The 25,536-nt window shown below is 61.5% G+C and carries 21 protein-coding genes; 8 read left to right on the top strand and 13 right to left on the bottom strand.

Annotated elements, in window-relative coordinates:
* The first annotated feature begins 20 nt into the window (after positions 1–20).
* Positions 21–764 carry an amino acid ABC transporter ATP-binding protein gene (locus CAF80_RS18935; RefSeq protein WP_256578173.1) on the top strand — a complete coding sequence of 248 codons (744 nt, stop codon included), beginning with the start codon at positions 21–23 and terminating at the stop codon, positions 762–764.
* On the top strand, positions 761–1,639 hold the full coding sequence (locus CAF80_RS18930) for a transporter substrate-binding domain-containing protein (RefSeq protein ID WP_085667645.1): 879 nt from the start codon (positions 761–763) through the stop codon (positions 1,637–1,639). Before CAF80_RS18935 ends, CAF80_RS18930 begins: the two co-directional genes overlap by 4 nt.
* Before the next feature lie 151 nt (positions 1,640–1,790).
* On the opposite strand, the gene CAF80_RS18925 is transcribed toward CAF80_RS18930, so the two are convergent.
* Positions 1,791–2,951 (bottom strand): AAA family ATPase, encoded by a 1,161-nt coding sequence (locus CAF80_RS18925; RefSeq protein WP_085667646.1) that lies wholly within the window; start codon positions 2,949–2,951, stop codon positions 1,791–1,793.
* 144 nt (positions 2,952–3,095) lie between these two features.
* Between CAF80_RS18925 and CAF80_RS18920 the strand changes: the two genes are divergently transcribed.
* From CAF80_RS18920 to CAF80_RS18905, 4 genes are all read left to right on the top strand, one after another.
* A complete protein-coding gene (locus CAF80_RS18920) occupies positions 3,096–4,199 on the top strand; it encodes an efflux RND transporter periplasmic adaptor subunit (protein ID WP_085667647.1) in 1,104 nt (367 codons plus the stop codon).
* The gene (locus tag CAF80_RS18915; RefSeq protein WP_074689416.1) at positions 4,196–5,260 is read left to right on the top strand and encodes an efflux RND transporter periplasmic adaptor subunit; all 1,065 of its coding nucleotides are present in this window, start codon (positions 4,196–4,198) and stop codon (positions 5,258–5,260) included. Before CAF80_RS18920 ends, CAF80_RS18915 begins: the two co-directional genes overlap by 4 nt.
* Positions 5,257–8,322: an efflux RND transporter permease subunit gene (locus CAF80_RS18910; protein WP_085667648.1), complete on the top strand. Its 3,066-nt coding sequence runs from the start codon at positions 5,257–5,259 to the stop codon at positions 8,320–8,322. The genes CAF80_RS18915 and CAF80_RS18910 overlap by 4 nt, the downstream gene beginning before the upstream one ends.
* Before the next feature lie 90 nt (positions 8,323–8,412).
* Positions 8,413–10,665 (top strand): glycoside hydrolase, encoded by a 2,253-nt coding sequence (locus CAF80_RS18905; protein WP_085667649.1) that lies wholly within the window; start codon positions 8,413–8,415, stop codon positions 10,663–10,665.
* 3 nt (positions 10,666–10,668) lie between these two features.
* On the opposite strand, the gene CAF80_RS18900 is transcribed toward CAF80_RS18905, so the two are convergent.
* Positions 10,669–11,295, bottom strand: a complete 627-nt coding sequence (locus tag CAF80_RS18900; protein WP_039764532.1) for a bifunctional 2-polyprenyl-6-hydroxyphenol methylase/3-demethylubiquinol 3-O-methyltransferase UbiG — start codon at positions 11,293–11,295, stop codon at positions 10,669–10,671.
* A 217-nt stretch (positions 11,296–11,512) separates the two neighbouring features.
* Between CAF80_RS18900 and CAF80_RS18895 the strand changes: the two genes are divergently transcribed.
* Positions 11,513–12,883 carry a hypothetical protein gene (locus tag CAF80_RS18895; protein ID WP_052266505.1) on the top strand — a complete coding sequence of 457 codons (1,371 nt, stop codon included), beginning with the start codon at positions 11,513–11,515 and terminating at the stop codon, positions 12,881–12,883.
* 53 nt (positions 12,884–12,936) lie between these two features.
* Here the strand turns inward: CAF80_RS18895 and CAF80_RS18890 are convergent, their stop codons facing one another.
* The 11 genes from CAF80_RS18890 to CAF80_RS18840 all read right to left on the bottom strand — a co-directional run bounded on the left by CAF80_RS18890 (position 12,937) and on the right by CAF80_RS18840 (position 24,417).
* Complete coding sequence (locus CAF80_RS18890) at positions 12,937–13,581, bottom strand: methionine ABC transporter permease (protein ID WP_039764534.1); 645 nt, start codon at positions 13,579–13,581, stop codon at positions 12,937–12,939.
* A complete protein-coding gene (locus CAF80_RS18885) occupies positions 13,571–14,695 on the bottom strand; it encodes a methionine ABC transporter ATP-binding protein (protein ID WP_085667650.1) in 1,125 nt (374 codons plus the stop codon). Before CAF80_RS18885 ends, CAF80_RS18890 begins: the two co-directional genes overlap by 11 nt.
* A 2-nt stretch (positions 14,696–14,697) precedes the next feature.
* Positions 14,698–15,507, bottom strand: a complete 810-nt coding sequence (locus tag CAF80_RS18880) for a MetQ/NlpA family ABC transporter substrate-binding protein (protein WP_007952748.1) — start codon at positions 15,505–15,507, stop codon at positions 14,698–14,700.
* A gap of 127 nt (positions 15,508–15,634) precedes the next feature.
* Positions 15,635–16,987 carry an LLM class flavin-dependent oxidoreductase gene (locus CAF80_RS18875; RefSeq protein ID WP_085667651.1) on the bottom strand — a complete coding sequence of 451 codons (1,353 nt, stop codon included), beginning with the start codon at positions 16,985–16,987 and terminating at the stop codon, positions 15,635–15,637.
* Positions 16,987–18,180 (bottom strand): SfnB family sulfur acquisition oxidoreductase, encoded by a 1,194-nt coding sequence (locus CAF80_RS18870; RefSeq protein WP_074689428.1) that lies wholly within the window; start codon positions 18,178–18,180, stop codon positions 16,987–16,989. The genes CAF80_RS18875 and CAF80_RS18870 overlap by 1 nt, the downstream gene beginning before the upstream one ends.
* A 38-nt stretch (positions 18,181–18,218) precedes the next feature.
* Positions 18,219–19,460 carry an SfnB family sulfur acquisition oxidoreductase gene (locus CAF80_RS18865; protein WP_039764545.1) on the bottom strand — a complete coding sequence of 414 codons (1,242 nt, stop codon included), beginning with the start codon at positions 19,458–19,460 and terminating at the stop codon, positions 18,219–18,221.
* A 266-nt stretch (positions 19,461–19,726) separates the two neighbouring features.
* On the bottom strand, positions 19,727–20,491 hold the full coding sequence (locus CAF80_RS18860) for a hypothetical protein (RefSeq protein ID WP_085667652.1): 765 nt from the start codon (positions 20,489–20,491) through the stop codon (positions 19,727–19,729).
* Between the two features lie 456 nt (positions 20,492–20,947).
* A complete protein-coding gene (gene tcyN, locus CAF80_RS18855; protein ID WP_085667653.1) occupies positions 20,948–21,697 on the bottom strand; it encodes an L-cystine ABC transporter ATP-binding protein TcyN in 750 nt (249 codons plus the stop codon).
* 4 nt (positions 21,698–21,701) lie between these two features.
* A complete protein-coding gene (gene tcyL, locus CAF80_RS18850) occupies positions 21,702–22,367 on the bottom strand; it encodes a cystine ABC transporter permease (RefSeq protein ID WP_007952735.1) in 666 nt (221 codons plus the stop codon).
* Positions 22,367–23,167 (bottom strand): cystine ABC transporter substrate-binding protein, encoded by an 801-nt coding sequence (gene tcyJ / locus CAF80_RS18845; RefSeq protein WP_064592710.1) that lies wholly within the window; start codon positions 23,165–23,167, stop codon positions 22,367–22,369. Before tcyJ ends, tcyL begins: the two co-directional genes overlap by 1 nt.
* A 245-nt stretch (positions 23,168–23,412) precedes the next feature.
* Positions 23,413–24,417, bottom strand: a complete 1,005-nt coding sequence (locus tag CAF80_RS18840; protein ID WP_074689432.1) for a D-cysteine desulfhydrase — start codon at positions 24,415–24,417, stop codon at positions 23,413–23,415.
* 190 nt (positions 24,418–24,607) lie between these two features.
* Between CAF80_RS18840 and epsC the strand changes: the two genes are divergently transcribed.
* Positions 24,608–25,534: a serine O-acetyltransferase EpsC gene (gene epsC, locus CAF80_RS18835; protein WP_007952730.1), complete on the top strand. Its 927-nt coding sequence runs from the start codon at positions 24,608–24,610 to the stop codon at positions 25,532–25,534.
* Positions 25,535–25,536: the final 2 nt, after the last annotated feature.

Here is a 25,536-nt window from a genome sequence, read left to right as displayed (position 1 = left end):
AATTCTTCGGCGAATAGCAGGTGCTCAAGGGCATCGACCTGCAAGTGAAATCCGGCGAAGTCATCGTCATCCTCGGCCCCAGCGGCTGCGGCAAAAGCACCTTGCTGCGCTGCCTCAACGGTCTGGAAAGCGCCCACAGCGGTCACCTGAAGTTCGCCGGCCGTGAATTGCTGGACAAGGCCACCGACTGGCGCGAAGTGCGTCAGCAGATCGGCATGGTGTTCCAGAGTTATCACCTGTTTCCGCACATGAGCGTGCTCGACAACCTGCTGCTCGGCCCGCTGAAAGTGCAGAAACGCCAACGCCGCGAAGCACAGCAACAAGCCGAAGCGTTGCTCGAACGCGTGGGCCTGGCGGACAAGCGCGACGCCTTCCCGCGCCAGCTCTCCGGCGGCCAGCAGCAACGCATCGCCATCGTCCGCTCGTTGTGCATGAACCCGCGGGTCATGCTCTTCGACGAAGTCACCGCCGCCCTTGATCCGGAGATGGTCAAGGAAGTGCTGGAAGTGATTCAGGGCCTGGCCCGCGAAGGCATGACCCTGTTGATCGTCACCCACGAAATGGCCTTCGCCCGCGCGGTGGCCGATCGCATCGTGTTCATGGATGGCGGGCGCATCCTTGAGCAGAACCCGCCCGAGCTTTTCTTTACGAACCCGCAAACCGCACGCGCGCAGCAGTTCCTGGAGAAGTTCTCCTACGTCGAAGCGCTGACTTCAACGACTTCGCTCACAACGTCTCAAACCAAGGAACTGGAACTGCCATGAAAACTGCCAAAGCCTTATTCGCACTACCGCTGATCAGCCTCGCGCTGTTGGCCGGCTGCAACAAGACCGAAGAACCGGCCAAGCCGAAAGTCGCCAGCGAAAGCACCGCGCCGGCCGGTTACCTGGACAAGATCAAGGCCCGCGACAAACTGATCGTCGGCGTGTTCACCGACAAGCCGCCGTTCGGTTTCGTCAACGAAGGGGGGCGTTACGTCGGCTTCGATACCGATATCGGCCGTCAATTCGCCAAGGATCTGCTGGGCGATGAAAACAAGGTCGAGTTCGTGGCCGTGGAGCCGGCGAGCCGCATTCCGTTCCTGCAAAGCGACAAGGTCGACCTGATCCTCGCCAACATGACCGTGACCCCGGAGCGCAAGGAAGCGGTGGAATTCACCAACCCGAACCTGAAGGTCGCGGTGCAGGCGCTGGTGCCGCAGGGCAGCGAAGTAAAGAAGCTGGATGACCTGGCGACCCGCACCACCATCGTCACCACCGGCACTACCGCCGATATCTGGCTGACCAAAAACCATCCGGACTGGAAACTGCTGAAGTTCGAGAAAAACTCCGAGTCCCTGCAAGCCCTGGCCAACGGCCGTGGCGATGCCTACGCGCAGGACAATCTGGTGCTGTTCAGCTGGGCCAAGCAGAACCCGGGCTACCGAGTGCTGGATGAAAAACTCGGTGCCGAAGCGCCGATTGCGCCGGCGGTTAAGAAGGGCAACATCGAATTGCGCGATTGGGTGAACGCGGAGTTGGCCAAGCTGGGGGAAGAGAAATACCTGCTCAAGCTGTATGACCAATATGTGCGTAAAGAACTGAGTGATGACACCAAGCCTGAGAGCGTGATTGTCGAAGGCGGGAAGTGGCAGGGTTAACTCCCTGGTAGATGATCGTTGATCGTTCCCACGCTCCGCGTGGGAATGCAGCCCGTGACGCTCCGCGTCACTGGACGCGGAGCGTCCCCAGAGGCATTCCCACGCAGAGCGTGGGAACGATCAGGTACGGTGTGGGAGCGAGAGTGTGAGGCTAATCAGGCCAATTCCACGCAGGCTCATCCAGAACCCTCTGCCCGACGATCCCGGTCTGGCCGAGGGTCTTTTCCAGCACGATGCAATTGCATTCCGGGTCTTCCTGCAACGCCGAAATCAAGCGCCGGGCGTGGGACACCACCCACACCTGACACTGCTCCGACACTCGGATGATCAGGCGCGCCAGCGCCGGCAGCAGATCCGGATGCAGGCTGGTTTCCGGTTCGTTCAGCACCATCAGCGACGGCGGGCGTGGCGTCAGCAGCGCGGCGACCAGCAGCAGATAACGCAACGTGCCATCCGACAGTTCCGCTGCCGACAACGGCCGCAACAACCCTTCCTGAAAGAACTCGATGGCAAAGCGGCCGCCCGCCAGCGGTGCGATGTTCAGCCGTGCGCCGGGAAAGGCGTCGCTGATCGCCGCCTGCAACGCCTCGGGGTCGCCGATCTCGCGGATGGTCTGCAACGCCGCTGCCAGATCGCGCCCGTCGTGGTGCAGCACCGGCGTGCGCGTGCCCAGTTGCGGCTGGCGCACCGGGGCGTCGGCGTCGCTGCGAAAGTGGTCGTAGAAGCGCCAGCGGCGGATGAACTCACGCATCTGGAAAACTTCCGGCGAGGTGCGCAGGCTGCCGACCTGATCGAACAGGCTATCGAAGTTCGGCGTGTATTGCGCCAGAACATCCCAGCCACGACCTTCACGGGCTCGGATCATCGGCCCGTCGCGATCTACTAGCAGACTGGCCGGACGATAAAGCGGCCCGGCCCAGATGCATTCCTTTTTGATTTCCGGGTCGAGGGAAAAGAACGAAAGGCTCGGCTCCGGCAAGCCCAGGGCGATCGAATAGCTGAAATCTTCCCCGGCAAAGCCCAGGCGCAGGCGTTTGACGCCCTGGCGCACGGTGGACTGGATCGGCACCTCGCCGTTGCGCATGCGCCGGCTGATGGTTTCCGGCCCGGCCCAGAACGTCGAGTCGAGCCCGCCCTCACGGGCCAGCGCATTGACCACGCCGCCCTGAGCGGTTTCCGCGAGCAACCGCAGCGCCCGGTACAGGTTGGATTTGCCGCTGCCGTTGGGGCCGGTGATCAGGTTCAGACGGCCCAGCGGAATCACCAATTTATTGATCGAGCGGTAATTGGCCACCGCGAGGGTCTTGAGCATGAAAATCCTTCTTGAGTGCCCCGGAATCCGGGTCAGGATACTCGCTGCACAGAAATGCATATATCGCCCGGACGAAGGTTGAACCCTGTTCTAAGCTCACAGTCGTATCGTCACTTGCACGTTCGTACACAGGAAGGAGTCTGCATGGCGAGTCCCGGATTGAAAACAGCGGTCATGCTGAGTCTGCTCGCTTTATTGAGCGCATGCGGCGAGAAAAAGGCCCCCGCCGAATACCTGCCCCGGGTCTTCGTGCAGGAGGTCAACCCCGCCAATTACGCCGCCGCCGTGACTCTCACCGGCGACGTCCAGGCCCGCGTGCAGACCGAACTGTCGTTCCGGGTCGGCGGCAAGATCATCCAGCGCATGGTCGATGTCGGTGACCGGGTATCGGCCAGACAAGTGCTGGCCAAGCTTGATCCGAAGGATTTGCAGACCAACGTCGATTCCGCCCAGGCTCAGGTAGTGGCCGAGCAGGCTCGGGTCAAACAAAGCGCCGCCGCGTTCGTCCGCCAGCAGAAACTGTTGCCCAAGGGCTACACCAGCCAGAGCGAATACGATTCGGCGCAGGCCGCATTGCGCAGCAGCCAGAGTGCCTTGAGCGCAGCCCAGGCGCAGTTGGCCAACGCCAAGGATCAATTGAGCTACACCGCGCTGATCGCCGATGCGCCCGGCGTCATCACCGAGCGTCAGGCCGAAGTCGGCCAGGTGGTTCAGGCCACGGCACCGATTTTCAGCCTGGCCCGGGACGGTGACCGCGACGCCGTGTTCAACGTTTACGAATCCCTGCTGGCCGAGCGGCCGGCGGAGCGTTCGATCGTCGTCAGCCTGCTCGACAACCCCGCCATCAAGACCACCGGCACCGTGCGCGAAATCACCCCGGCGGTGTCCGCGCAGTCCGGCACGGTGCAGGTCAAGGTCAGCCTCGACAGCCTGCCGCAGGGGATGCAACTGGGCTCGGTGGTGAGCGCCACGGCCAAGGGCACCGGCAAGTCGGCCGTTGAATTACCGTGGTCGGCGCTGACCAAGAACGTCAGCGATCCGGCGGTGTGGATGGTCGACGACAAAGGTGAAGCGCAGTTGCACAACGTCACCGTCAGCCGCTACCTGATCGGCAAGGTCATCATCAGCGAGGGCCTCAAGGGTGGGGAAAAAGTCATTGTCGCGGGTGGGCAGTTGCTGCATCCGGGCATGAAGGTCGAAATTGCCGAAAACACCTACAAGGATCTGCAACCGGGAGCACAGCCATGAAGCGTCTGGGGCTGTTATCCATTGGCGTGTTGCTGGCCGCCTGTTCGAAAAGCGAGCCACCGCCGGAACCAGTACGGCCGGTGTTGTCGGTCAAGGTCGAAGCGATGAGCGAGGAAAACCTCGGGCGTTTCGCCGGCAGCATTCAGGCGCGCTATGAAAGCAACACCGGTTTTCGTGTCGGCGGGCGCATTGCCAGCCGTAACGTCGATGTCGGCACCGAAGTGCAGAAGGGCACGCTGCTTGCCACCCTCGATCCGACCGATCAGCAGAACCAGTTGCGTTCGGCCCAGGGCGACCTGGCCAGGGTTCAGGCACAACTGATCAACGCCCAGGCCAACGCCCGCCGTCAACAAGCGCTGTTCGACCGTGGTGTCGGCGCGCAGGCACAACTGGACATTGCCATGACGGACCTGAAAACCACCCAGGCCTCGCTGGATCAGGCGCGGGCGGCGGTCAACCAGAGCAAGGATCAACTCGATTACACCCAGCTACGCTCCGACCACAAGGCGGTGGTCACCGCGTGGAACGCCGAGGCCGGACAAGTGGTGACGGCGGGCCAGCAGGTGGTGACCCTGGCACAACCGGACATCAAGGAAGCGGTGATCGATCTGCCGGACACCCTGGTCGATGAGATCCCGTCCGACGTGGTGTTTCTGGTGGCCGGGCAGCTCGACCCGAGCATCAACACCACGGCCACCCTGCGCGAGATCGAACCCCAGGCCCAGAGTGCCACGCGCACCCGCCGCGCACGGTTGACCCTGGCCAATACGCCCGACGGCTTCCGCCTCGGCACGGCGATCAGCGTCACCCTCAGCTCGGCGATCAAGCCGCGTATCGAATTGCCTGCCACAGCATTGCAGGAGGTCGACGGCAAACCGCGAATCTGGGTCATCGACACCCAAAGCAAAACCGTCAACCCGCGCGACGTCAGCGTGATCAGCCGCACCGACAGCAGCGTGGTGCTCGCGGGGGGCGTGAAGAACGGCGAGCGCGTGGTCAGCGCCGGCGTCAACAGTCTCAAACCCGGACAATCCGTAAAACTTGACGAGGACAGTCAATGAAAGGCTCTTTCAATCTCTCCGAATGGGCCCTCAAGCATCAGTCTTTCGTCTGGTATCTGATGTTCGTCGCATTGCTCATGGGGGTGTTCTCCTACTTCAATCTGGGGCGCGAGGAAGACCCGTCGTTCACCATCAAGACCATGGTGATCCAGACCAAATGGCCGGGCGCGACCCAGGAAGAAACCCTCAAGCAGGTCACCGACCGCATCGAGAAAAAACTCGAAGAACTCGATTCCCTCGACTACGTGAAAAGCTACACGCGCCCCGGCGAATCGACGGTGTACGTGTACCTGCGCGACACCACCAGCGCCAAGGACATTCCGGAAATCTGGTACCAGGTGCGCAAGAAGATCGACGATATCCGCGGGCAGTTTCCTCAAGGGATTCAGGGGCCGGGATTCAACGACGAGTTCGGTGATGTGTTCGGCTCGGTGTACGCCTTCACCGCCGACGGCCTGACCATGCGCCAGTTGCGCGATTACGTGGAACAGGCGCGGGCCGAGATCCGCAATGTCCCGGGGCTGGGCAAGATCGAAATGATCGGCCAGCAGGACGAAGTGATTTACCTGAACTTCTCCACCCGCAAACTGGCGGCGCTGGGCATCGATCAGCGTCAGGTGGTGCAGAGCCTGCAGTCGCAGAACGCCGTGACTCCGGCCGGTGTGATCGAGGCGGGCCCGGAGCGGATTTCCGTGCGGACTTCGGGCCAGTTCGCTTCGGAGAAAGACCTGGCCGAGGTCAATCTCAAGCTCAACGACCGCTTCTATCGCCTGGCCGACGTGGCCGACATCACTCGCGGTTACACCGATCCGGCCACGCCGGAATTCCGCTTCGACGGCAAGCCGGCGATCGGTCTGGCGATTGCCATGCAGAAGGGCGGCAACGTTCAGGAATTCGGCAAGGCCCTGCACAAGCGCATCGATGAACTGACCGCGGATCTGCCGGTTGGCGTGGGTGTGCACACGGTGTCCGATCAGGCCGTGGTGGTGGAGGAGGCCGTTGGCGGCTTCACCAGTGCCTTGTTCGAGGCAGTGGTGATCGTGCTGGTGGTCAGCTTCATCAGTCTCGGTGTGCGCGCCGGGCTGGTGGTGGCGTGCTCGATCCCGCTGGTGCTGGCGATGGTGTTTGTGTTCATGGAATACAGCGGCATCACCATGCAGCGGATTTCCCTTGGCGCTCTGATCATTGCCCTCGGCCTGTTGGTGGACGACGCGATGATCACTGTGGAAATGATGGTCACGCGCCTGGAAATGGGCGAGAGCAAGGAGGAGGCGGCGACGTTCGCCTACACCTCGACCGCGTTCCCGATGCTCACCGGTACGCTGGTGACGGTCGCCGGTTTCGTCCCCATCGGCCTCAACGCCAGTTCTGCCGGCGAGTACACCTACACGCTGTTCGCGGTGATTGCCGTGGCGATGATCGTGTCCTGGATTGTGGCGGTGTTTTTCGCCCCGGTGATCGGCGTGCACATTCTCAGCACCAACGTGAAAGCCCATGAGGCTGAGCCGGGACGCGTTGGCCGTGCATTCAACGGCGGTTTGCTGTGGTGCATGCGCAATCGCTGGTGGGCCATCGGCATCACCGTGCTGTTGTTTGTGCTGGCGGTGTTCTGCATGCGTTTTGTGCAGAATCAGTTCTTCCCGTCCTCGGATCGACCGGAAATCCTGGTCGACCTCAACCTGCCGCAAAACGCCTCGATCGACGAGACCCGCAAGGCCGTCGACAAGCTCGAGGCCACGCTCAAGGGCGACGCGGACATCGTGCGCTGGAGCACCTACATCGGTCAGGGCGCGATCCGTTTCTACCTGCCACTCGACCAGCAATTGCAGAACCCGTACTACGCGCAACTGGTGATCGTCAGCAAAGACTTCGAAGCCCGCGAGGCCCTGAGCCAGCGCCTGCGCGAACGGCTGCACAAGGACTTCGTCGGCATCGGCAGTTACGTGCAGGCGCTGGAAATGGGCCCACCGGTAGGGCGTCCGATCCAGTACCGGATCAGCGGCAAGGACATCGACCAAGTGCGCAAGCATGCCATCGACCTGGCGACTGAACTGGACAAGAACGAGCACATCGGCGAGATCATTTACGACTGGAACGAGCCGGGCAAGGTCCTGCGAATCGATATCGCCCAGGACAAGGCGCGCCAGCTCGGGCTGTCGTCCGAAGACGTGGCGAACCTGATGAACAGCATCGTCAGTGGCGCGCCGCTGACCCAGGTCAACGACGACATCTACCTGATCAACGTGGTCGGTCGGGCGGTGAACTCGGAACGCGGTACGCCGGAAACCCTGCAGAACCTGCAGATCGTCACGCCCAACGGCACGTCGATCCCCTTGCTGGCCTTCGCCACCGTTCGTTATGAGCTGGAGCAGCCGCTGGTGTGGCGCCGTGACCGCTTGCCGACCATCACCATCAAGGCGTCGGTGCGTGACGAGATTCAGCCGACCGATCTGGTGAAACTGTTGAAGCCGTCCATCGACGCGTTCGCCGAAAAACTGCCCGTTGGCTACAAGGTCGCCACCGGCGGTACGGTCGAGGAGAGTGGCAAGGCCCAAGGGCCGATTGCGAAAGTGCTGCCGCTGATGCTGTTCCTGATGGCGACGTTCCTGATGATCCAGTTGCACAGTGTGCAGAAGCTGTTCCTGGTGGCCAGTGTCGCGCCGCTGGGGCTGATCGGCGTGGTGCTGGCGCTGGTGCCGACCGGTACGCCGATGGGCTTCGTGGCGATCCTCGGGATTCTGGCGTTGATCGGCATCATCATCCGCAACTCGGTGATCCTTGTGACCCAGATCGACGAGTTCGAGCGCAAAGGCTACGCGCCATGGGATGCGGTGGTGGAAGCCACCGAACACCGACGGCGCCCGATCCTGCTCACCGCCGCGGCGGCGAGCATGGGCATGATCCCGATCGCCCGGGAAGTGTTCTGGGGGCCGATGGCGTACGCGATGATCGGTGGGATCGTGATTGCGACCCTGCTGACGCTGCTGTTCCTGCCGGCGCTGTACGTGGCCTGGTACAAGATTCGCGAGCCGAAGAAGGACGCTGCGTCATCGGCACAGTGAGTACGCCTGTTACATATTTGCGAAGGGTCTGACTTACAGCATCGGAGTATTCGGTTACCGTCCCTTCTCCTCCAGGAGAAGGGATGTCTGATGCTTACCGTTACCTTCTGGCTGCGCGTGTTATTGCTGATTGCCGGTTTGAGCCTGCCGTCCCCGTCACAGGCCGATACGGTATTGGAGAACCCGCTTTGGCGCGTGCAACTCGATCCGGCAACGCTGGCTGTTCGTATCACGCGTGCAAACGGTGCGACGGTGCAGGCCTCGGCGGGCGTTGCCGCGCATAAGGTCAGCCACTTGAGCAGACGGGGTGATCGCATCGATTGGCAATGGGATGACGGAGCCTGGACCCTCAGTGCCGCGCTCGATCAACGTGATCTGTCCTTCTCGATCACGGCGCGTGAGCCCGCGGAACTGGAATTTCTGCGTCAGCCCGCCAGCGCGATGGGCAAGGGACTGATCTGGCCCCTGGCCGAGGGGCACTATGTGCCGCGAGGCGATCCGGTGTGGCAGGCATTCCTTTTGAGTCAGGGCGAATTCAATACCACTCAGGATCTGAGTCTGCCGCTCTGGGGTGTTGAACAGGATGGCTTCAGCCTGCATTGGCTGATGACCAATCCCTTCAACAATCGGCTGTTGTTCAGTGCCCAGGGCAAGGCTTTGGCACTGTCCGCGCGGCATCGCTTCACTTCGCTCGATCCGTCCGCGCCATTGACGTTCACGCTGTTTCTCGGGGCGGCGGACCCGCTGGCTGGCGCCAAACGCTACCGGCAATGGCTGATCGATAACGGTCGCTATGAAACTCTGAGCAGCAAATTCGAGAAAACGCCTCAGGCGAAGCGGCTGCCGGGCGCCAGTCATCTGTATCTTTGGGGCAACGATCTGCTGGGGGCCAAGGATGTGCGCAGCTGGCCCGTGCTGCTCGACACGTTGCGCGGCAGCGGCTCACTGGCCCGTGAGCTGAAAACGGGGATGGACCGTGAGGCGTTGCAGATACTTGCCACTGGCGGGGAGTTGAGCGGCTATCAGAAAAAAGTGCTTTTACGCAGTCTCAACCACGCCCTGAATACTCTTGCACGCAAGACCTGGCAGGCCCGAGCGGTGCCGGACATGCAGGCTCTCGTCAAAGGTTACGCTGAAGTACGCGCGAAAGTGGCAGCCGATCTCGGTGACGCATTGATTCCCGAGCCGGAGCGATGGGGCAGCACTCTGTCACTGGACACGATCAAGCAATTGCAGAACGCCGGACTGTCCCGTTTGTGGTTGGGACTTGGTGAGGGCTGGGAAGGCGGCCTCTGGCACCCCGAGACGATCAAGGCGGGCGTGGCGGCGGGCTATCTGATCGCGCCTTACGATTCCTATGAGACGGCGCTGAGCCGCAGTGAAAATCCTGACTGGACCACCGCACACCTGGGGGACAAGGCGAATCTTGAATGCGCAATCGTGAAGAGCGATGGAACGCTGAAAAGCGGCTTCCAGCAATCGGGGCATTACACCGATCCCCGGTGCGTGCGCCCACTGCTTGAGCGACGTGTGACGGCCATTCGGGATGCCGCCGGTTTCAATAGCTGGTTTCTCGATGCCTATGCCACCGGGATGCTGTTCGACGGCTACCGTCCCGGGGCAACGATGACCCAGGCACAGAATGCCGAGGGCAACATCGGAGCATCACGCTGGATCAATGAAGTGCTTAAGCTGCCTGCCGGTTCGGAGGATGGCAACGCAACGACCGCGCAAGGCGTGCTGTTCGCCCATGGGATGCAGACCCCGGTGATCGGTTGGGGCGACGTCGAAATGAGCAAGAACACCAAGTCCAGGTATTTTGCAGGCAAGTGGTATCCGCCTGAGCAGCCAGAGGTTTTCTTCAAACCTGTGCCGATCAAGGAATCTTTGCGGCGTATTCACTTTGATCCGGCCAGTCGTTTGCCGTTGTATCAGGCGGTGTTCCATGGCTCGGTCATCACGTCCCACCATTGGCTGTTCGACAGTCTGAAATTGACCAACGTTCGGGCGGATAACGAACTCGCTCAGTTGCTCTACAACGTCGCGCCGCTGTATCACCTCAGTGCCGACACTCTGGCGCAACGCATACCGCTGATTGCCCGTCAGGATGCTTTTTTCCGTCCGTTGCATGAACGTCTGGCGGCCCAGGCGCTCACCGGTTTCGAATGGTTGAGCGAAGATCGGCTGGTGCAGCAGACAGCCTTTGAAGACGGCACGCAATTGCTGGCCAATTTTGATGTGCAGGGGCGCGAAGTACAGGGCCAGACATTGCCCGCACGGAGCATCACTGTGCGCTCGCCCGAGCAAGCGCCAGCTTACTTTCAGGTTGAGACAGGGCCCTGAGTCTCAGGTCTTGCGCCAGACACTCGCCAGCCAGGGCTGCTGCTCACGCGGCAGCCCCGCTGGCCGGTAGTAATGCTCCAGCTCGACAAACCCGGCAGCGGTCAACAACCCGCGCCATGCTTGCAGATCGTGATACGAGCCATAACGCGGCCCGTTCCAGCCCTCACGGTTATCCCCGCGCGGGTTGGAGCTGAACAGCACGCCGCCCGGCTTCAATGTCCCGTGCAGTTGCTTCAAGACCCGGGGCAACTCCTGCAACGGCACATGAAACAGCACCGCATTGGCGAAGATCCCGTCGAAGCGTTCTGCCGGCAGATCCAGCTTCAGAAAGTCCTGACACCATACTTCACAGCCACTGTCATCCCGCGCCATCTGCGCGAATTTCTCCGCGCCGTCGAGGCCGACGGCGACATGGCCCATCCGGGTGAATGTCTGCAAATCCCGCCCCGGCCCGCAGCCGAAATCGAGGATGGAAAACGGCGCGTCACCCTGGATGTGCCGCAACAGGGCGTCGATGTTCTGGCTGACATCGTGATCGCGGGTGCCTTCACGAAAATCCTCGGCCACCGAATTGTAGTGGCCGAGGGTGGTGGAGGTGATCTGCTCAAGGTCGAGAGGATTCTGTTTCATGGTCGGGCTGCGGTGGCAATCGGGTTATCGGAATATACGCCATGCGTGCGAGGCCTGTGAGACCAGGGATCCGCAATGAGGTCGGTGTCGATGTCATAACTATTTACCGCACGGCGTGTTCGGGCGACTGCTGAAATAGCGCCCGTGCGATAGATGGCTGTCGCGTTGTCTGCCCTTTTCAATCAGGAGGGACTCACTTGGAAAAACAGGATTTCCCATGATCACGGGTCGCAAAACCACCGTTACCTCACCGCCCCCTCGTTCTGCGACGGACACGACCTTCAACCGCTTGCGGCCTGGCAGGACGCATTCGATCGACGAGCCTGCGGTGAAGGTGTCACGAGTTGCACAACCAGTCGCCGACAGTCAGCCCGGGCTCCCGATATTTTCCGATCACATCACGACCAGTCCGCTGCCGCTTGTTGAAAGTGCTTCCATTCAATCGGTGCTGCCATCGCTGAACAACTACCGATTGACACTTCCCGCTCAATTGCCAGCGGCCGACGCCAAGGGCATCAGGCACTTCAAGGGGCGCCAGTTCGTCGACATCGCACCGGGCGAAGTCGTGCAGATTCGGCAGGACGCGACAACAGGCGAGTATCGCGCCACTTTATCGTCCGAAGGGGTTGCATCAGGACCTGCGCTGGTACTCGATCGTCGGACGATGATCTGGAAGCCGGTGCACGCTTCGATTCTGTCCGACATCAGTAACGTCATGAACACCCGGACAGACGCGCCGGGAAAATTCTACGAGGGCCGCGATGACCGGTTCGAGCAACGGGTTTCCGAGTCCGTAACCATTGTCGCGCGCGGTCTGGGACAGTTTTCCCCCCAGCATTCAGCCATTTTGCGTTCGGAGCTTGGAAGGGCGCAGGGAATGTTCTCCGATGCAAAGGACTGCATCGGGGCGAACTATGTCGAGACCACAGAAGTATTGCAGGGGTACTTCGGTCAGCATTATGAACTCGTCAGGGAGCGACTCGGCGATTGCCTGTCGCGGGGCGAGGCGCTGTCCAGGGAGTATCAGGGACCGTGGGGGCAGGACAAGTTCGTGGGCGTGGAGTTTGACCCGGATCGCAGGGCCCGGATGTTCACACTCGACTTCCATGGCCGGTTCTTCATCAGCCAGAATCTCATCGAGCCAGGGGGATTTGCGGCTGTTTTGGGCCACGAAATGATGCACACCAACCGGATCAATCGATTCAAGAGCGTAGGGCCCGGTGCAGTGGATTTCTTTTACCTGGATGTCCTGATGGGAAAAGCACTGGATCGTCCCGTCCCTGCCTACGACATTGCCGAGCGCGGTGTGTCCGAGGTCATCATGCAGGGTGGATTGACGGTGGCGTATCTGAACGGCTTCACGAGTGACCATGACAGCTTCATCGCTGGAGTCGCGCAGGCTTTGGGGGTTTCGGATGCGCTGGATGTTCAGAGTGCCGTTGAGCTGTTCAACGCCCATCCGACGGTGCGGACACAGATGGCTTCGAACAATGCCGACAGCATTGTTTATGCTGCGAAAAGCCTGCAGCAATTGCATCTGGCGAGAACGGCCGACAGCCGCTTGATGAGCAGTTTGTTGGTGAGCTGAACCCTTGGCCCGGCGAGGCGCGAAAGCGGACATTTCCGCTTTCGTGCGAGAAATCAGCGCTTGTTCAAACCCCGCGCCAGGCGATCGCCACCCAGCTGAATCACCGCCACCAGTGCCACCAGCAGCACGATCACGGTCAGCATGATCTGGCTGTCGAACCGCTGATAGCCGTAGCGATAGGCGATGTCGCCCAGGCCGCCGGCACCGATCGCCCCGGCCATGGCCGAGGAGTTGATCATCGTCACCAGGGTGATGGTGAAACCGCCGACGATCCCCGGCAGCGCCTCGGGCAGCAGCACATGCCAGACGATGTGCCAGCGCCGACAGCCCATGGCTTGCGCTGCTTCGATCAGGCCGTAGTCGACTTCACGCAGGCTCACCTCGGCGATACGCGCGAAGAATGGCGTGGCCGCAATGGTCAACGGCACGACCGCCGCCCACACGCCGTAGGTGGTGCCGACGATCAGGCGGGTGAACGGAATCAGCGCGACCATCAGGATCAGAAACGGGATCGAGCGAAACAGGTTCACGAACGCACCCAGCGCGCGATTGAGCACTGGCGCTTCGTAAATGCCGCCCTTGTCGCTGGTGACCAGAATCACTGCCATCGGAATCCCGACGAGCAACGCGATCAGCGACGACACGCCAACCATCAGAAACGTGTCGATAAAACCCTGCAGCAAGCGATCAAACCACATAACCCAGCACCTCCGTGCGTTGTGCCCATTGCCCGGCGCGCTCACGCAATTGCTCGGCATTCAGCTGCGAACCCGCGACCGCCAGCAGCAGTTGCCCGAGCGCATGGCCCTGAATCCGTTCCACGCCGCCCTGGAGCAATTTCACCCGGCCACCGAGCGCGGCGAACAGCGCGGCCAGATCCGGTTCGTCCTGTTGGCTGCCAGTGAACTGCAAGCGCAGCACCACGGCCGCATCGGACGACGACGGTTGTGCCTGCAAACGGCTTTGTAATTCTTCGGGCAAGGCGTGTTGTAGCGGCGCGAGCAAGGTCTGGCTGACTTCGTGCTGTGGATTGCCGAACACTTCCCAGACCGGGCCCTGCTCGACGATGCGGCCGTGTTCGAGCACGACGACGCGATCGCAGATCTCCCGGATTACTGCCATCTCGTGAGTGATCAGCACGATGGTCAGGCCCAGGCGTTTGTTGATCTCGCGCAGCAGGCCGAGGATCGATTGAGTGGTTTCCGGATCGAGGGCCGAGGTGGCTTCGTCACACAGCAGAATGTCCGGGTCATGCACCAGCGCACGGGCGATGCCGACGCGCTGTTTCTGCCCGCCGGACAGCTGCGCCGGATAAGCCTTGTGCTTGGCTTGCAGGCCCACCAGTTCCAGCAGTTCGCGAACCTTTTTCTCCCGTTGTTCTTTCGGGACACCGGCGACTTTCAGCGGCAGTTCGACGTTCTGCCACACCGTTTTCGCCGACATCAGGTTGAAGTGCTGGAAGATCATGCCGATCCGCCGGCGCAGGGCGACGAGGCGATCCTCGTCGTATTCGCCGATGTCCGCCTGATCAATCAGCACCCGGCCCGAGGTCGGTTGTTCGAGGCGGTTGATGGTGCGGATCAGCGACGATTTGCCGGCGCCGCTGCGGCCGATGATGCCGAACACTTCACCGCGCTGGATCGCCAGGTCGATGCCTTGCAGGGCGGCGACCGGGCCTTGTTTGCCGTCGTAGGTCTTGCCGAGCCCGACGAAGCGCACATGAGCGCGGTTCAGTTCGGGATGCAGTTCGGTGCGCTGTGCCAGCGCGGGTGGCTCTGGAAGATCCAGTCGCCGTTGGATGGCCGCGGTCATCCTCAGCTTTCCCAACCGGCCTGGTACAGCTTGCCGTGGGCCTTATCCAGTGCGGCGCGCACGGCCGGCGAATGCTGGTAGATGTCGACGAACTTGATCAGGCGCGGGTCGGTCTTGCTCTTCGGCTGGATCACGAACTGAATCACGTATTCCTTGTGGTCGAGGCCGTCGAACAGCAGCGCGGAGCCGGCGTCGAAAGTCTTCGCCAGACGGATGTAGGCCGGGTAGCCCTGGACCAGATCGGCGTCATCGTAGGCGCGCACCAGTTGCACGGCTTCGACTTGCAGGATCTTGATCTTCTTCGGGTTGGCGACGATATCGTCTTCAGTGGCCTTGTAGCCAACACCCGGTTTGAGGGTGATCAGACCGGCCTTGGCCAGCAATTGCAGCCCGCGTCCGCTGTTGATCGGGTCGTTGGCGATGGCGACGCTGGCGCCTTCCGGCAGCTCGTCGAAGCTTTTGTATTTCTTCGAGTACAGGCCGACGTTGTTGATGATCCCTGGCGCGAACGGCACCAGGTCGAAACCGGAGGCGGCCTTGGCGTTTTCCAGGAACGGGATGTGCTGGAAGTAGTTCACGTCAATGTCACCGGCGGCGAGGCTGACGTTCGGTGCGATCCAGTCGGTGAATTCCACCAGCTCGACTTTCAGGCCCTGTTTGGAGGCCTCTTCGACGGCGGCTTCCAGCGGAATCGCGAAGGCGGCGGTGGTGCCGATTTTCAACGGGGCATCTGCGGCGAACACCGCCGAGCTGAACAGGCCGAAGGCCAGGGCCAGTGCTTTGACTGGGTGGGACAGGAGCTTCTTGGTCATGGTGGTTTTCCAGTCAGTGAATTTAGCCTGATCGTTCCCACGCTCCGCGTGGGAGCGCGCCTCAATGGACGCAGAGCGTCCCAAGGCTGCATTCCCACGCAGAGCGTGGGAACGATCAGTGCCGGGGTTAGTGTCGGTAGTGGGCGCCGGTGTGTTGCTGCGGCAAATGCGCTTCGCCGTGAAACAGTTTTTCCCGCAGGCTGCCGGTGTCGTACGCGGTCTTGTACGAGCCGCGCCGTTGCAGCTCCGGAATCACCAGATCGATGAAATCCACATAGCTTTCCGGGGTGACGATGCGGGTCAGGTTGAAGCCGTCGAGGCCGGTTTCGGCGATCCACGATTCCAGTTCATCCGCCACTTGCTGCGGTGAGCCGACCACGGTGATGTAGCGCCCGCCCAGAGCGTGCTGGTCGAGCAATTTGCGGCGGGTCCAGTCGTTGTTCTGCAGGTTCTTGGTGGCGGACTGGATCGCGTTGCTCTTCACGTACTGGATCGGTTCGTCGATTTCGTACTGGGAAAAGTCGATGCCAGTGGACGCCGAAAAATGCGCCACGCCCGCTTCGGCGCTGGCGTAGCTCAAGTATTCGGCATGCTTGGCCCAGGCCGCTTCCTCGGTCTCGCCGACGATCACATTGAGGCCCATGAACACCTTGATGTCCTCGGGATTGCGACCCGCTTCGACGGCGCTGGCGCGGACCTTGTCCACCTGCACTTTGGTCGACTGCTTGTTCTGGCCGCTGATGAACACGCACTCGGCATGACGCCCGGCGAACAGCAGACCGCGATCCGAACTGCCGGCCTGGAACAGCACCGGCGTGCGCTGCGGTGACGGTTCGCACAGGTGATAACCCTCGACCTGATAGAACTCGCCCTTGTGTTCGACCTTGTGCACCTTGTCCGGCTGCGCGTAGATCCGCTGCTGCGGATCGTTGAGCACCGCGCCGTTTTCCCAGCTGCCTTCCCAGAGTTTGTAGAGCACTTCGAGGTACTCGTCGGCCTGGTCGTAACGCCGATCATGTTCGACCTGTTCACTGAGGCCCATGGCCTTGGCGGCGCTGTCCAGATAACCGGTGACGATGTTCCAGCCCACCCGTCCACGGCTCAGATGATCGAGGGTCGACATGCGACGGGCGAACAGATACGGCGGCTCGTAGGTGAGGTTGGCGGTCAGGCCGAAACCGAGGTTTTTGGTCACCGCGGACATCGCCGACACCAACAGCAGCGGATCGTTGACCGGCAGCTGGATCGACTCTTTCAAGGTCACGTCCACCGAGTTCTGATAGACGTCGTACACGCCGACGATGTCGGCGATGAACAACCCGTCGAACAGCCCGCGCTCCAGCAACTGCGCCAGTTCGGTCCAGTATTCGATTGTCTTGTACTGGGTTGAGGTGTCGCGGGGATGGGTCCACAACCCGTGGTTGATGTGGCCGATGCAGTTCATGTTGAACGCATTGAGCAGGATCTTTTTCTTGCTCATCAGATGGTCCCTCGCAGCGGAGGGTTTTCATCGTTGAGGTAGTAATTGCCGACCGCGTGATATTTCCAGCGCACCGGGTCGTGCAGGGTGTGAACCCGGGCGTTGCGCCAGTGGCGGTCTAGGCCGTGTTCGATCAGGGTGGCCTGGCTGCCGGCCAGTTCGAACAGGGTGCTGCCGGCGGCCAAGGAGATTTCGGTGCTGATCGCCCGTGCTTCGGCGACGGCAATCGAGGCCGCTGCAACCGTCTCGGCATTGGTCTCAGCCTGGGCCGCATCGAGGAATTCGCCGGCACGTTCGAGCAGGGCTTCGGTGGCGTGCAGGCGGATGCTCAGGTGGCCGAAGCTCTTGAGGGTCAGCGGGTCTTCGGTGGCCTTGTCGTTGCCCGAGTCGATCCATGGCCGGGTCTTGCTGCGCACGAAGTGCAGCGCATCTTCGTAAGCGGCGCGGGCGATGCCGGTGTCGATGGCGGCGTGAAGGATCTGCGCCAGCGGGCCGACCGGGGTCGGGCGCTCGAAAGCGCTCTGGAACGGGATGACATCTTCGGCGGCGACATACACGTCTTCGAACACCACTGAACCGCTGCCGGTGGTGCGCTGGCCGAAGCCGCTCCAGTCGTCGATCACGGTCAGGCCTTTGCTGTCGCGCGGGACGAAGGCCAGTTGCTGCACGCCGTTTTCATCGACCACCGACGTTGGAATGCGTTGGGCGTAAATCGCACCGGTCGCATAGAACTTGCGACCGTTGATGCGATAACCGCTGCCGTCGCGTTCGAGGCGGGTGACCCGGTCGTGGGCGGTCCTGGTGCCCAGTTCTGCCAGGGCATTGCCGAAGCGCTGGCCGGCGAGGACTTCGGCGTACAAGCGTTGTTTCTGCTCGTGGCTGCCGTTCACCCGAAGCACTTCGAGGGCATAGAAATGGTTCTGTGGAATCTGCCCCAGCGAGCCGTCAGCCCGGGCGATCAGGGCGATGACTTTGGCCAGGGTCACGTTGGATACGCCGGCGCCGCCGTATTCCTTGGGCACGCTGATGCCCCACAGGCCGGAGCGGGAAAACACGTCGAGTTCCGGCAGCGGCAGCCGGCGTTCGCGGTCGCGCAGGTTGCTGTCGCGCTGGAAATCTTCGGCCAGGTCGCTGGCGACGATCAGGGCTTGCTCGTCGCTGGTGATGAGCGCGACGGGATGGGAAAGAGTCATGTGTTTCTCCAGAGATCTGGTCAAAAGTGTTCGGGTCGTCAGATCCAGGAATGGCGAGCCGGAAGTTTTCCGTTGAGGCGATAGGCGCCGACCGCGTGGTACTTCCAGCGCACCGGGTCGTGCAAGGTGTGCACCCGGGCGTTGCGCCAGTGACGGTCGAGGTTGAATTCAGCGAGGGTGGCGCGGCTGCCGGCCAGTTCGAAGAGTTTTTCGCTGGCCAGCAGCGAGATCTCGGTGGTCAGCACTTTGGCTTCGGCTACGGCAATCGATGCGCGGGCGGCGGATTCGGCGGTCAGTGGCGCGGCGTGCACCTGATCCAGCACCTGCCCGGCCTTGCGCAACAGCGCTTCGGCAGCGTGCAGTTCGATTTTCAGTTTGCCGATGTCGGCGATCACGTAGAGGTCATCGCTGGCCCGTTCGACGTTGGCGTCGATCCACGGCCGGGCGCGGGTCTTGACGAATTCGATGGCATCATCGATGGCGCCACGGGCGATCCCGGCGTCGATCGCTGCCTGAATCAGCTGCGACACCGCGCCCTGGGTGTTGGGCTTTTCGTTGATCTTCCAGTTGTCCACCACGAGGCCGGCATCGACCCGCACGTTGTTCAACAGGATCGTGCCGCTGGCGGTGGTGCGCTGGCCGAAACCCGACCAGTCATCGACGATGCGCAATCCCGGCGTGCCGCGACGGACGAAGGCCAGGACTTGCTTGCCGTCATCGTTGAGCGCCTTGACCGCCACCCAGTGGGCGAACAGGGCGCCGGTGGAATAGAACTTCTGGCCGTTGATCACGTAGTCATCGCCGTCAGCGGTGATGCGCGCCTTCAGTTCCAGGGTGTCCTTGGTGCCGCGTTCAGGCCCGGCGTTACCGATGCGCCAGCCTTCGAGCACGCTCTGCAGCAGATGCTTTTTCTGCTGCTCGGTGGCGCTGCCGAGGATCAGGTTGATGATGCCGAACTGGTTCTGCGGGATTTGTCCCAGCGCCGGGTCGGCCGCGGAAATGATCGCGAACACCTCGGCCAAAGTGACGAAGGAAACCTGCGGGCCGCCGTACTCGCGCGGAATCGCGATGCTGCCGAGGCCGCTGCGGGTGAACTGTTCGATTTCCGACCACGGCAGCTTGCGCTGGCGATCACGTTTGGCGGCCTGCACGCGGGCGACCTGCGCCAGCTCATGGGCGGCCTTGATGGCTTGAGCGTCGTTGCGCAGCACTTGCGCGGGCAACAACAGCGGGGCGATGTCCAGGTCACTCTGGACGTTTGCGTCTGCCAGACTGGACATCAGTGCCGCTCCTTGGCTGCACGCAATGCCCTGGCGATCTGCACTGGGGTGATTGTGTTCCGGACCATGCTACCTACCTCACATCTCATGAAAAACGCCGCAAAGGTGCGGCGAACGAAAGAATGTCCGGTGGTCCGGTGCATATACCCTAAGCGCGTATAAAATTTAAATAAACTAACTTTTAGGAATATGTATAGAAGGGGGCGTGGTCTGGCTGGTCAAGCGTGCGGCGACGAGGGACGGCGTCCCTCATCGACCGTTTTGGCTCATTTCTTTTGTGGCTCTGCCGCCTTCAGCGTTTCCTTGAGCGGCACCTTGAGGTAGGGATTCACGCAACCGATCTTCAGCGTTCGCGGCGGTGCCCAGCGCGAGTTGTTGCCGACCCGGTCGAGGATGCAATAGGTCACGTCCAGCCGCAGATCCTCGCCGGCCTCGGTGATGACTGCCGGCGGCACCCAGACCTGAATCGGCTTGCCGATATCGGCCGGGGTGATGAGTGCCAGATCCATCCGCACATCGCCCCAGCGCAAGGTGATGGCATCGCCTTCGGCCATGTTCAGATACGGCTCGATGGTCAGTGGCACGCCGCGTCTGATCTGGTTTGCGTTGACGCCCTGACGGCGAATGGTGTCGGGCAGGGTCACGGGGGCCAGTTGCTGGTTTTCGTCACCGCACACCGCCGGTGGTTGCCCGCCGGGGCAGTCGAGCTTGGCTGTGACCCGCGCGGCTGCCGACAACGATGGGCCGTGACCTACCCGCATGACCCGATAGTGGATGCATGACGAGCCGCTGGCGATAAAACTCTCCGGCACTCGCAGGCTGACCGGGGTCGCGACGTCCTGCGCTGTCAGCATGTGAGAAGCGACGTAGCAGTTGTTCCAGAACAGTTCGATCAGGTCGCCCGTATCCATGTCCGGGTAGGGCGGCACATTGACCAGCAGCTGAGCCGCTGCCGCGAGGTTGATGCCGTTGTTCTGGGATGGCGCCAGGCTCGGCGCGGCCAGTTCGGGAATGTGCGAAGTGCGGGTCATGAAATCCTCTCCTTGAAGCCTTGCAGCGAAATCCGTTTCTGAAAGTTCAAATGGCGTGAATTGCCCGGTAATAAAAACCGGGTCGTTCGGCCATTCGTTATCGGGTCTTGGTAATGTTGTGGGGCGCGATGAGTGACTAGATAAAAGTTCGTTGAATGGCGTGTCAACGGACACGGTTAGTTAATTGAAGAATTACGGATTTATCAGAAGCTTCCTACGCAGATAAGGCACTCTACCTATTCTGCATGGCGAATCGAGCCACAGCTTTTGCCGGATTTTATCGTTCTGTCGTCGGTCGGTTTGTACAGCTGGAAATTTGGAGGGGGCGAACTTTAATCGCGGCGAGACTGTTGCAGGACATATATATGTAATGCAGTCACTTGATTAATTTTTTATTCGGGAGGGTGTAAGGCAAACTTCCATCCATGGAAGTTTATATTCAGGAAAGTTTACGGATTAGCCGTTGTTTCTGAACTTGCTGAGGAACTGTCGAGTGCGTTCTTCTTTCGGATTGGAGAACAACGCTTTAGCTTCGCCTTGTTCGACGATCACGCCTTTATCGAAAAACACCACGCGGTTGGCTACGTCACGGGCGAATGCCATTTCGTGGGTGACGATCACCATGGTGCGTTTCTCCTCTGCGAGGCCGCGGATGGTCGCCAGCACTTCACCCACCAGTTCCGGATCGAGGGCCGAGGTCGGCTCGTCGAACAGGATCACTTCCGGCTCCATCGCCAGCGCCCGGGCAATCGCCACGCGCTGTTGCTGGCCACCGGACAGGCGCCGTGGGTAGGCGTCTTCCTTGCCCGCCAGGCCAACCTTGGCCAGCAGCTTCCTGCCCAGGGCAATGGCTGCATCGCGGGGCGTCTTCTTGACCACGATCGGGCCTTCGATGACGTTTTCCAGGGCGGTGCGGTGCGGGAACAGGTTGAAGTTCTGGAACACGAAGCCCACATGCTGGCGCAGGTTGCGCACCAGGCTCTGCTGCTGGTTCAACGGGCGGCTGGTATCGATCTCGATCTCGCCGACCTTGATCCGGCCGCTGGTGGGTTCCTCGAGGAAGTTCAGACAGCGCAGGAATGTGGTCTTGCCCGAGCCGCTGGGGCCGATGATTGCCACGACCTCGCCTTCCTTCACCTCCAGATCAATGCCGTTGAGCACGACTTGACCCTTGAACTGCTTTGTCAGTTTTTCCACGACAATCATGGGGTCAGGACTCCTGGTCGTGCCGATTGACCCGCTCTTCCAACTTGTTCTGGAAGTGCGACAGCACCGTGGCCAGAATCCAGTAGATCAGCGCGGCGGCAAGATACATGGTGAAGACTTCGAAAGTCCGGGCGGTAATCAGCTGCGCCTGACGGAACAGCTCCGGCACCTGAATGGTGGCAGCCAGCGCGGTGTCCTTGACCAGCGAAATGAAGCTGTTGCCCAGCGGCGGCAAGGCCGTGCGCATCGCCTGCGGCAGGATGGCCCGGCGCAGGGTCTGCGCGCGGGTCATGCCGATGCTCGCGGCGGCTTCCCACTGGCCGCGTTCGATCGAACCGATCGCGGACCGCAGGATTTCACAGGCGTAGGCGGCCATGTTCAGCGAGAAACCGATCAGCGCCGCCGGCAGCGGGTCGAGTTCCATGCCCAATTGCGGCAAGCCGTAATAGATCACGAACAGTTGCACCAGCAACGGCGTGCCGCGAAAGAACGACACGTAGATGCGGGCCAGCCAGCTGACCGACTTGAAACGCGACAGGCGCATCAACGCCAGGCCAAAGCCCAGCAGCAGGCCGAAAAACATGCCGCCGAGGCTGAGGATTACCGTGTAGTACGCGCCCTTCAACAGGAAGGGCGCGGAGTCCAGTGCGAGTTGGAAAGCTTCTTCCATTATTGGGTGACGTCAGCGTTGAAGTATTTCGTGGACAGCTTCTCAAGGGTGCCGTCGGCACGCAGTTCGTCGAGGGCCTTGTTCACGGCGGCCAGCAGTTCAGGCTCGCCTTTGCGCAGGGCAATACCGGCTTCCTGACGCGAGAAGGCTTCACCGGCGGCGACGGTTTTCGGCGCTTTCTTGGCGTATTCCAGTGCGGCCAGACGGTCGATCAGGATCGCGTCGGTACGGCCGTTGTTCAGGTCGGCGAACTTGGTCGGATCATCGTCGTAGGTGCGCACGTCGGCACCCGGCACGTTGGCGCGGACCCACTGTTCGTAGTTGGTGCCCAGGCCCACGCCGACTTTCTTGCCGGACAGGTCAGCGGCGGATTTGATGTTCAGCGCGGCGGCCTTGTCTTTCAGTACCAGCGCCTGAATCCCGGAAACGGTGTACGGCTCGGAGAAGTCATACTTCTTCTTGCGCTCGTCGGAAATGGTCACCTGATTGACCACGACGTCCAGACGCTTGGATTCCAGGGCCGCGAGGATGCCGTCCCATTTGGTCGGCTGAATCTTGGCCTTCACGCCCAGCTTCTTGGCCAGGGCTTCGGACAGTTCGACTTCGAAACCCGACAGCTTGCCGTCGGCATCGACGAAGCTGAACGGTGGGTAAGTGCCTTCCAGGCCGACGTTGATAACGCCTTTGTCCTTGATCTGTTGCAGTTGTTCACCGGCAACGGCGCTGCTGATCAGACCGGCGCTCAGTGCCAGGCCCAGCGAACCTACCAGCAGATTTCGACGTAGTGCGGAAAGAATCATGACAAGCCCCTGTGTTTTCTTATGGAAGACGCTTAAGGAAAGTTGGCGAATCCGGGAATTGGACGACAGCGCTATCCTGCCTTAAAGCAGCTTATGCGTCTCTCGCGAAATTCGCCTGCGGCGAGACTATATGACGGTTCTTTTAGAATGGAAAATAATGAATTTTCCGTTTGTTATTCATCTGTGGAATATCTGTTTTTCGTATTCCGGGATGCATTCCCACGCAGCGCGTGGGAACGAGCGCGTCAGAGAAAATCCTTGTACGCGAACAACGCCGGGGCGCCGCCGGTGTGCAGGAAGATGATCGGGCCGTCGTCGAAACGCCCGCGACCGATGCCGTCGAGCAACCCGGCCATGGCCTTGCCGGTGTAGACCGGATCGAGCAGCACGGCGTCCTGGCTGGCCAGCAGTTTCACTGCCGACAGCGTCCCGGCATTCGGCTCGCCGTAGCGCGGGCCGAAGTATTCGTCCCACAACTCGACCTTGAAGCTGTCCGGCAGCGCCACGCCCAGCAGGTCGGCAGTGCGTTCGGCCAGGCCCTGGACTTTCGGACGCTGATCTTCTTCGCTGCGCGAAACCGTCACGCCGATCACCGGCAGTTGTGGCAGGGCTTCGCTCAAGGCCAGTGCCAGACCGCTGTGGGTACCGGCGCTGCCCGAGGCCAGGACCACGGCGGAAAATTGCAGGCCGGTGTCCTTGATCTGCTCTGCCAGCTCCAGACCGGCGCGCACGTAACCCAGCGCGCCGAGGGCGTTGGAGCCGCCGATCGGCACCAGATACGGCTTCTTGTCGTTGCTGCGCAGGCGCACGGCGAGGGCGGCCAGTTGTTCGTCGGCGTTGTCGAGGTTGTCGACCAGCTCGACCTTGGTGTCGAACAGGTCCAGCAGCAGGCGATTGCCGTTGCCGGTGTAGTTGCTGTCGTCGGTGCCCAGTGGATTTTCCAGCAGCGCCACACAGCCCAGGCCCAGTTTCGCGGCCAGCGCGGCGGTCTGGCGAACGTGGTTCGATTGCAGTGCACCGGCGGTGATCAGGGTATCGGCGCCTTGGGCGAGGGCATCGGCGGCGAGGTATTCGAGCTTGCGCAACTTGTTGCCGCCCATGGCCAGCGGCGTCAGGTCGTCGCGTTTGATGTAGACATCGCGGCCGAGCCAAGTGGACAGACGCTCGAGCTTTTCCAGTGGGGTCGGTTGGCCGAGCAGGTCGAGGCGGTTGAAGCGTTGCAGCTGTTGTTTGATCGGTTGTGTGGACATGGTTCCGTACTGGCGGAGGAAGATCACCGGACTATAGGCACGCCGATTTACCGGGGCAACCGTCAATCGCTTATAGCCAAATGTGCTTAGTCCAGCACTATCGGTTCTTAATTCGCCCCGATGGGGTTGCCGTAAAGTAGTCGCCGTTGACGCGGCCAGACAGTCCGGCCGCCCGTGAGGAGTCTTTACCGTGAGCGAGCGTTCCAGCCATTGGCAATTGCAGACCATCGTCAGCCAGCTGCGTACCGCGCGGGATCAGTGGCGGGCACAAAATGGCCGTGCTTCCGGCGAGCAGGGCGGGCGCGAATTGCCGTCCCGCGATGCGATGGCGCAGATCCTTGAAGCCCTGTGCGGTGCGTTGTTCCCGATGCGGCTGGGGCCGGTTGATCTGCGTGAGGAGAGCGAGGATTTCTACGTCGGCCACACCCTCGATGTCGCCTTGAATGCACTGCTGGCCCAGGCACGACTCGAACTGCGTTACGTCGCCCGTCACAGTGCCCAGGCCGACACTGAGGTCGAGGCGCAGGCGATCAGGATCATCCAGGATTTCGCCCTCGCATTGCCGGGCCTGCGCAGCTTGCTCGACACCGATGTGCTGGCCGCCTACCACGGCGACCCGGCGGCGCGCAGCGTCGATGAAGTGCTGCTGTGCTATCCGGGGATTCTGGCGGTGATTCACCATCGTCTGGCCCACCATTTGTACCGCGCAGGCCTGCCGCTGCTGGCGCGGATCAGCTCGGAAATCGCCCACTCGGCGACCGGCATCGATATTCATCCGGGCGCGCAGATCGGCCGCAGTTTCTTCATCGACCACGGGACGGGTGTGGTGATCGGGGAGACCGCGATCATCGGCGAGCGCGTCAGGATTTATCAGGCGGTGACCCTCGGCGCCAAGCGCTTCCCGGCGGACGAGGACGGCCAGTTGCAGAAAGGCCATCCACGCCACCCGATCGTCGAGGACGACGTGGTGATATACGCCGGGGCGACGATTCTCGGGCGGATCACCATCGGCAAGGGTTCGACCATCGGCGGCAACGTGTGGCTGACCCGCAGCGTGCCGGCCGGGTGCAACCTGACCCAAGCCAATCTGCAGCATGACGACGGGACGCAGAAGTAACG

The organism is Pseudomonas sp. B34(2017) (genome assembly GCF_002112915.1).
GTDB lineage: Bacteria > Pseudomonadota > Gammaproteobacteria > Pseudomonadales > Pseudomonadaceae > Aquipseudomonas > Aquipseudomonas pharyngis.
The sequence above is the reverse complement of the archived record's forward strand: the minus strand, read 5'-3'. Positions and strand labels throughout refer to the sequence as shown.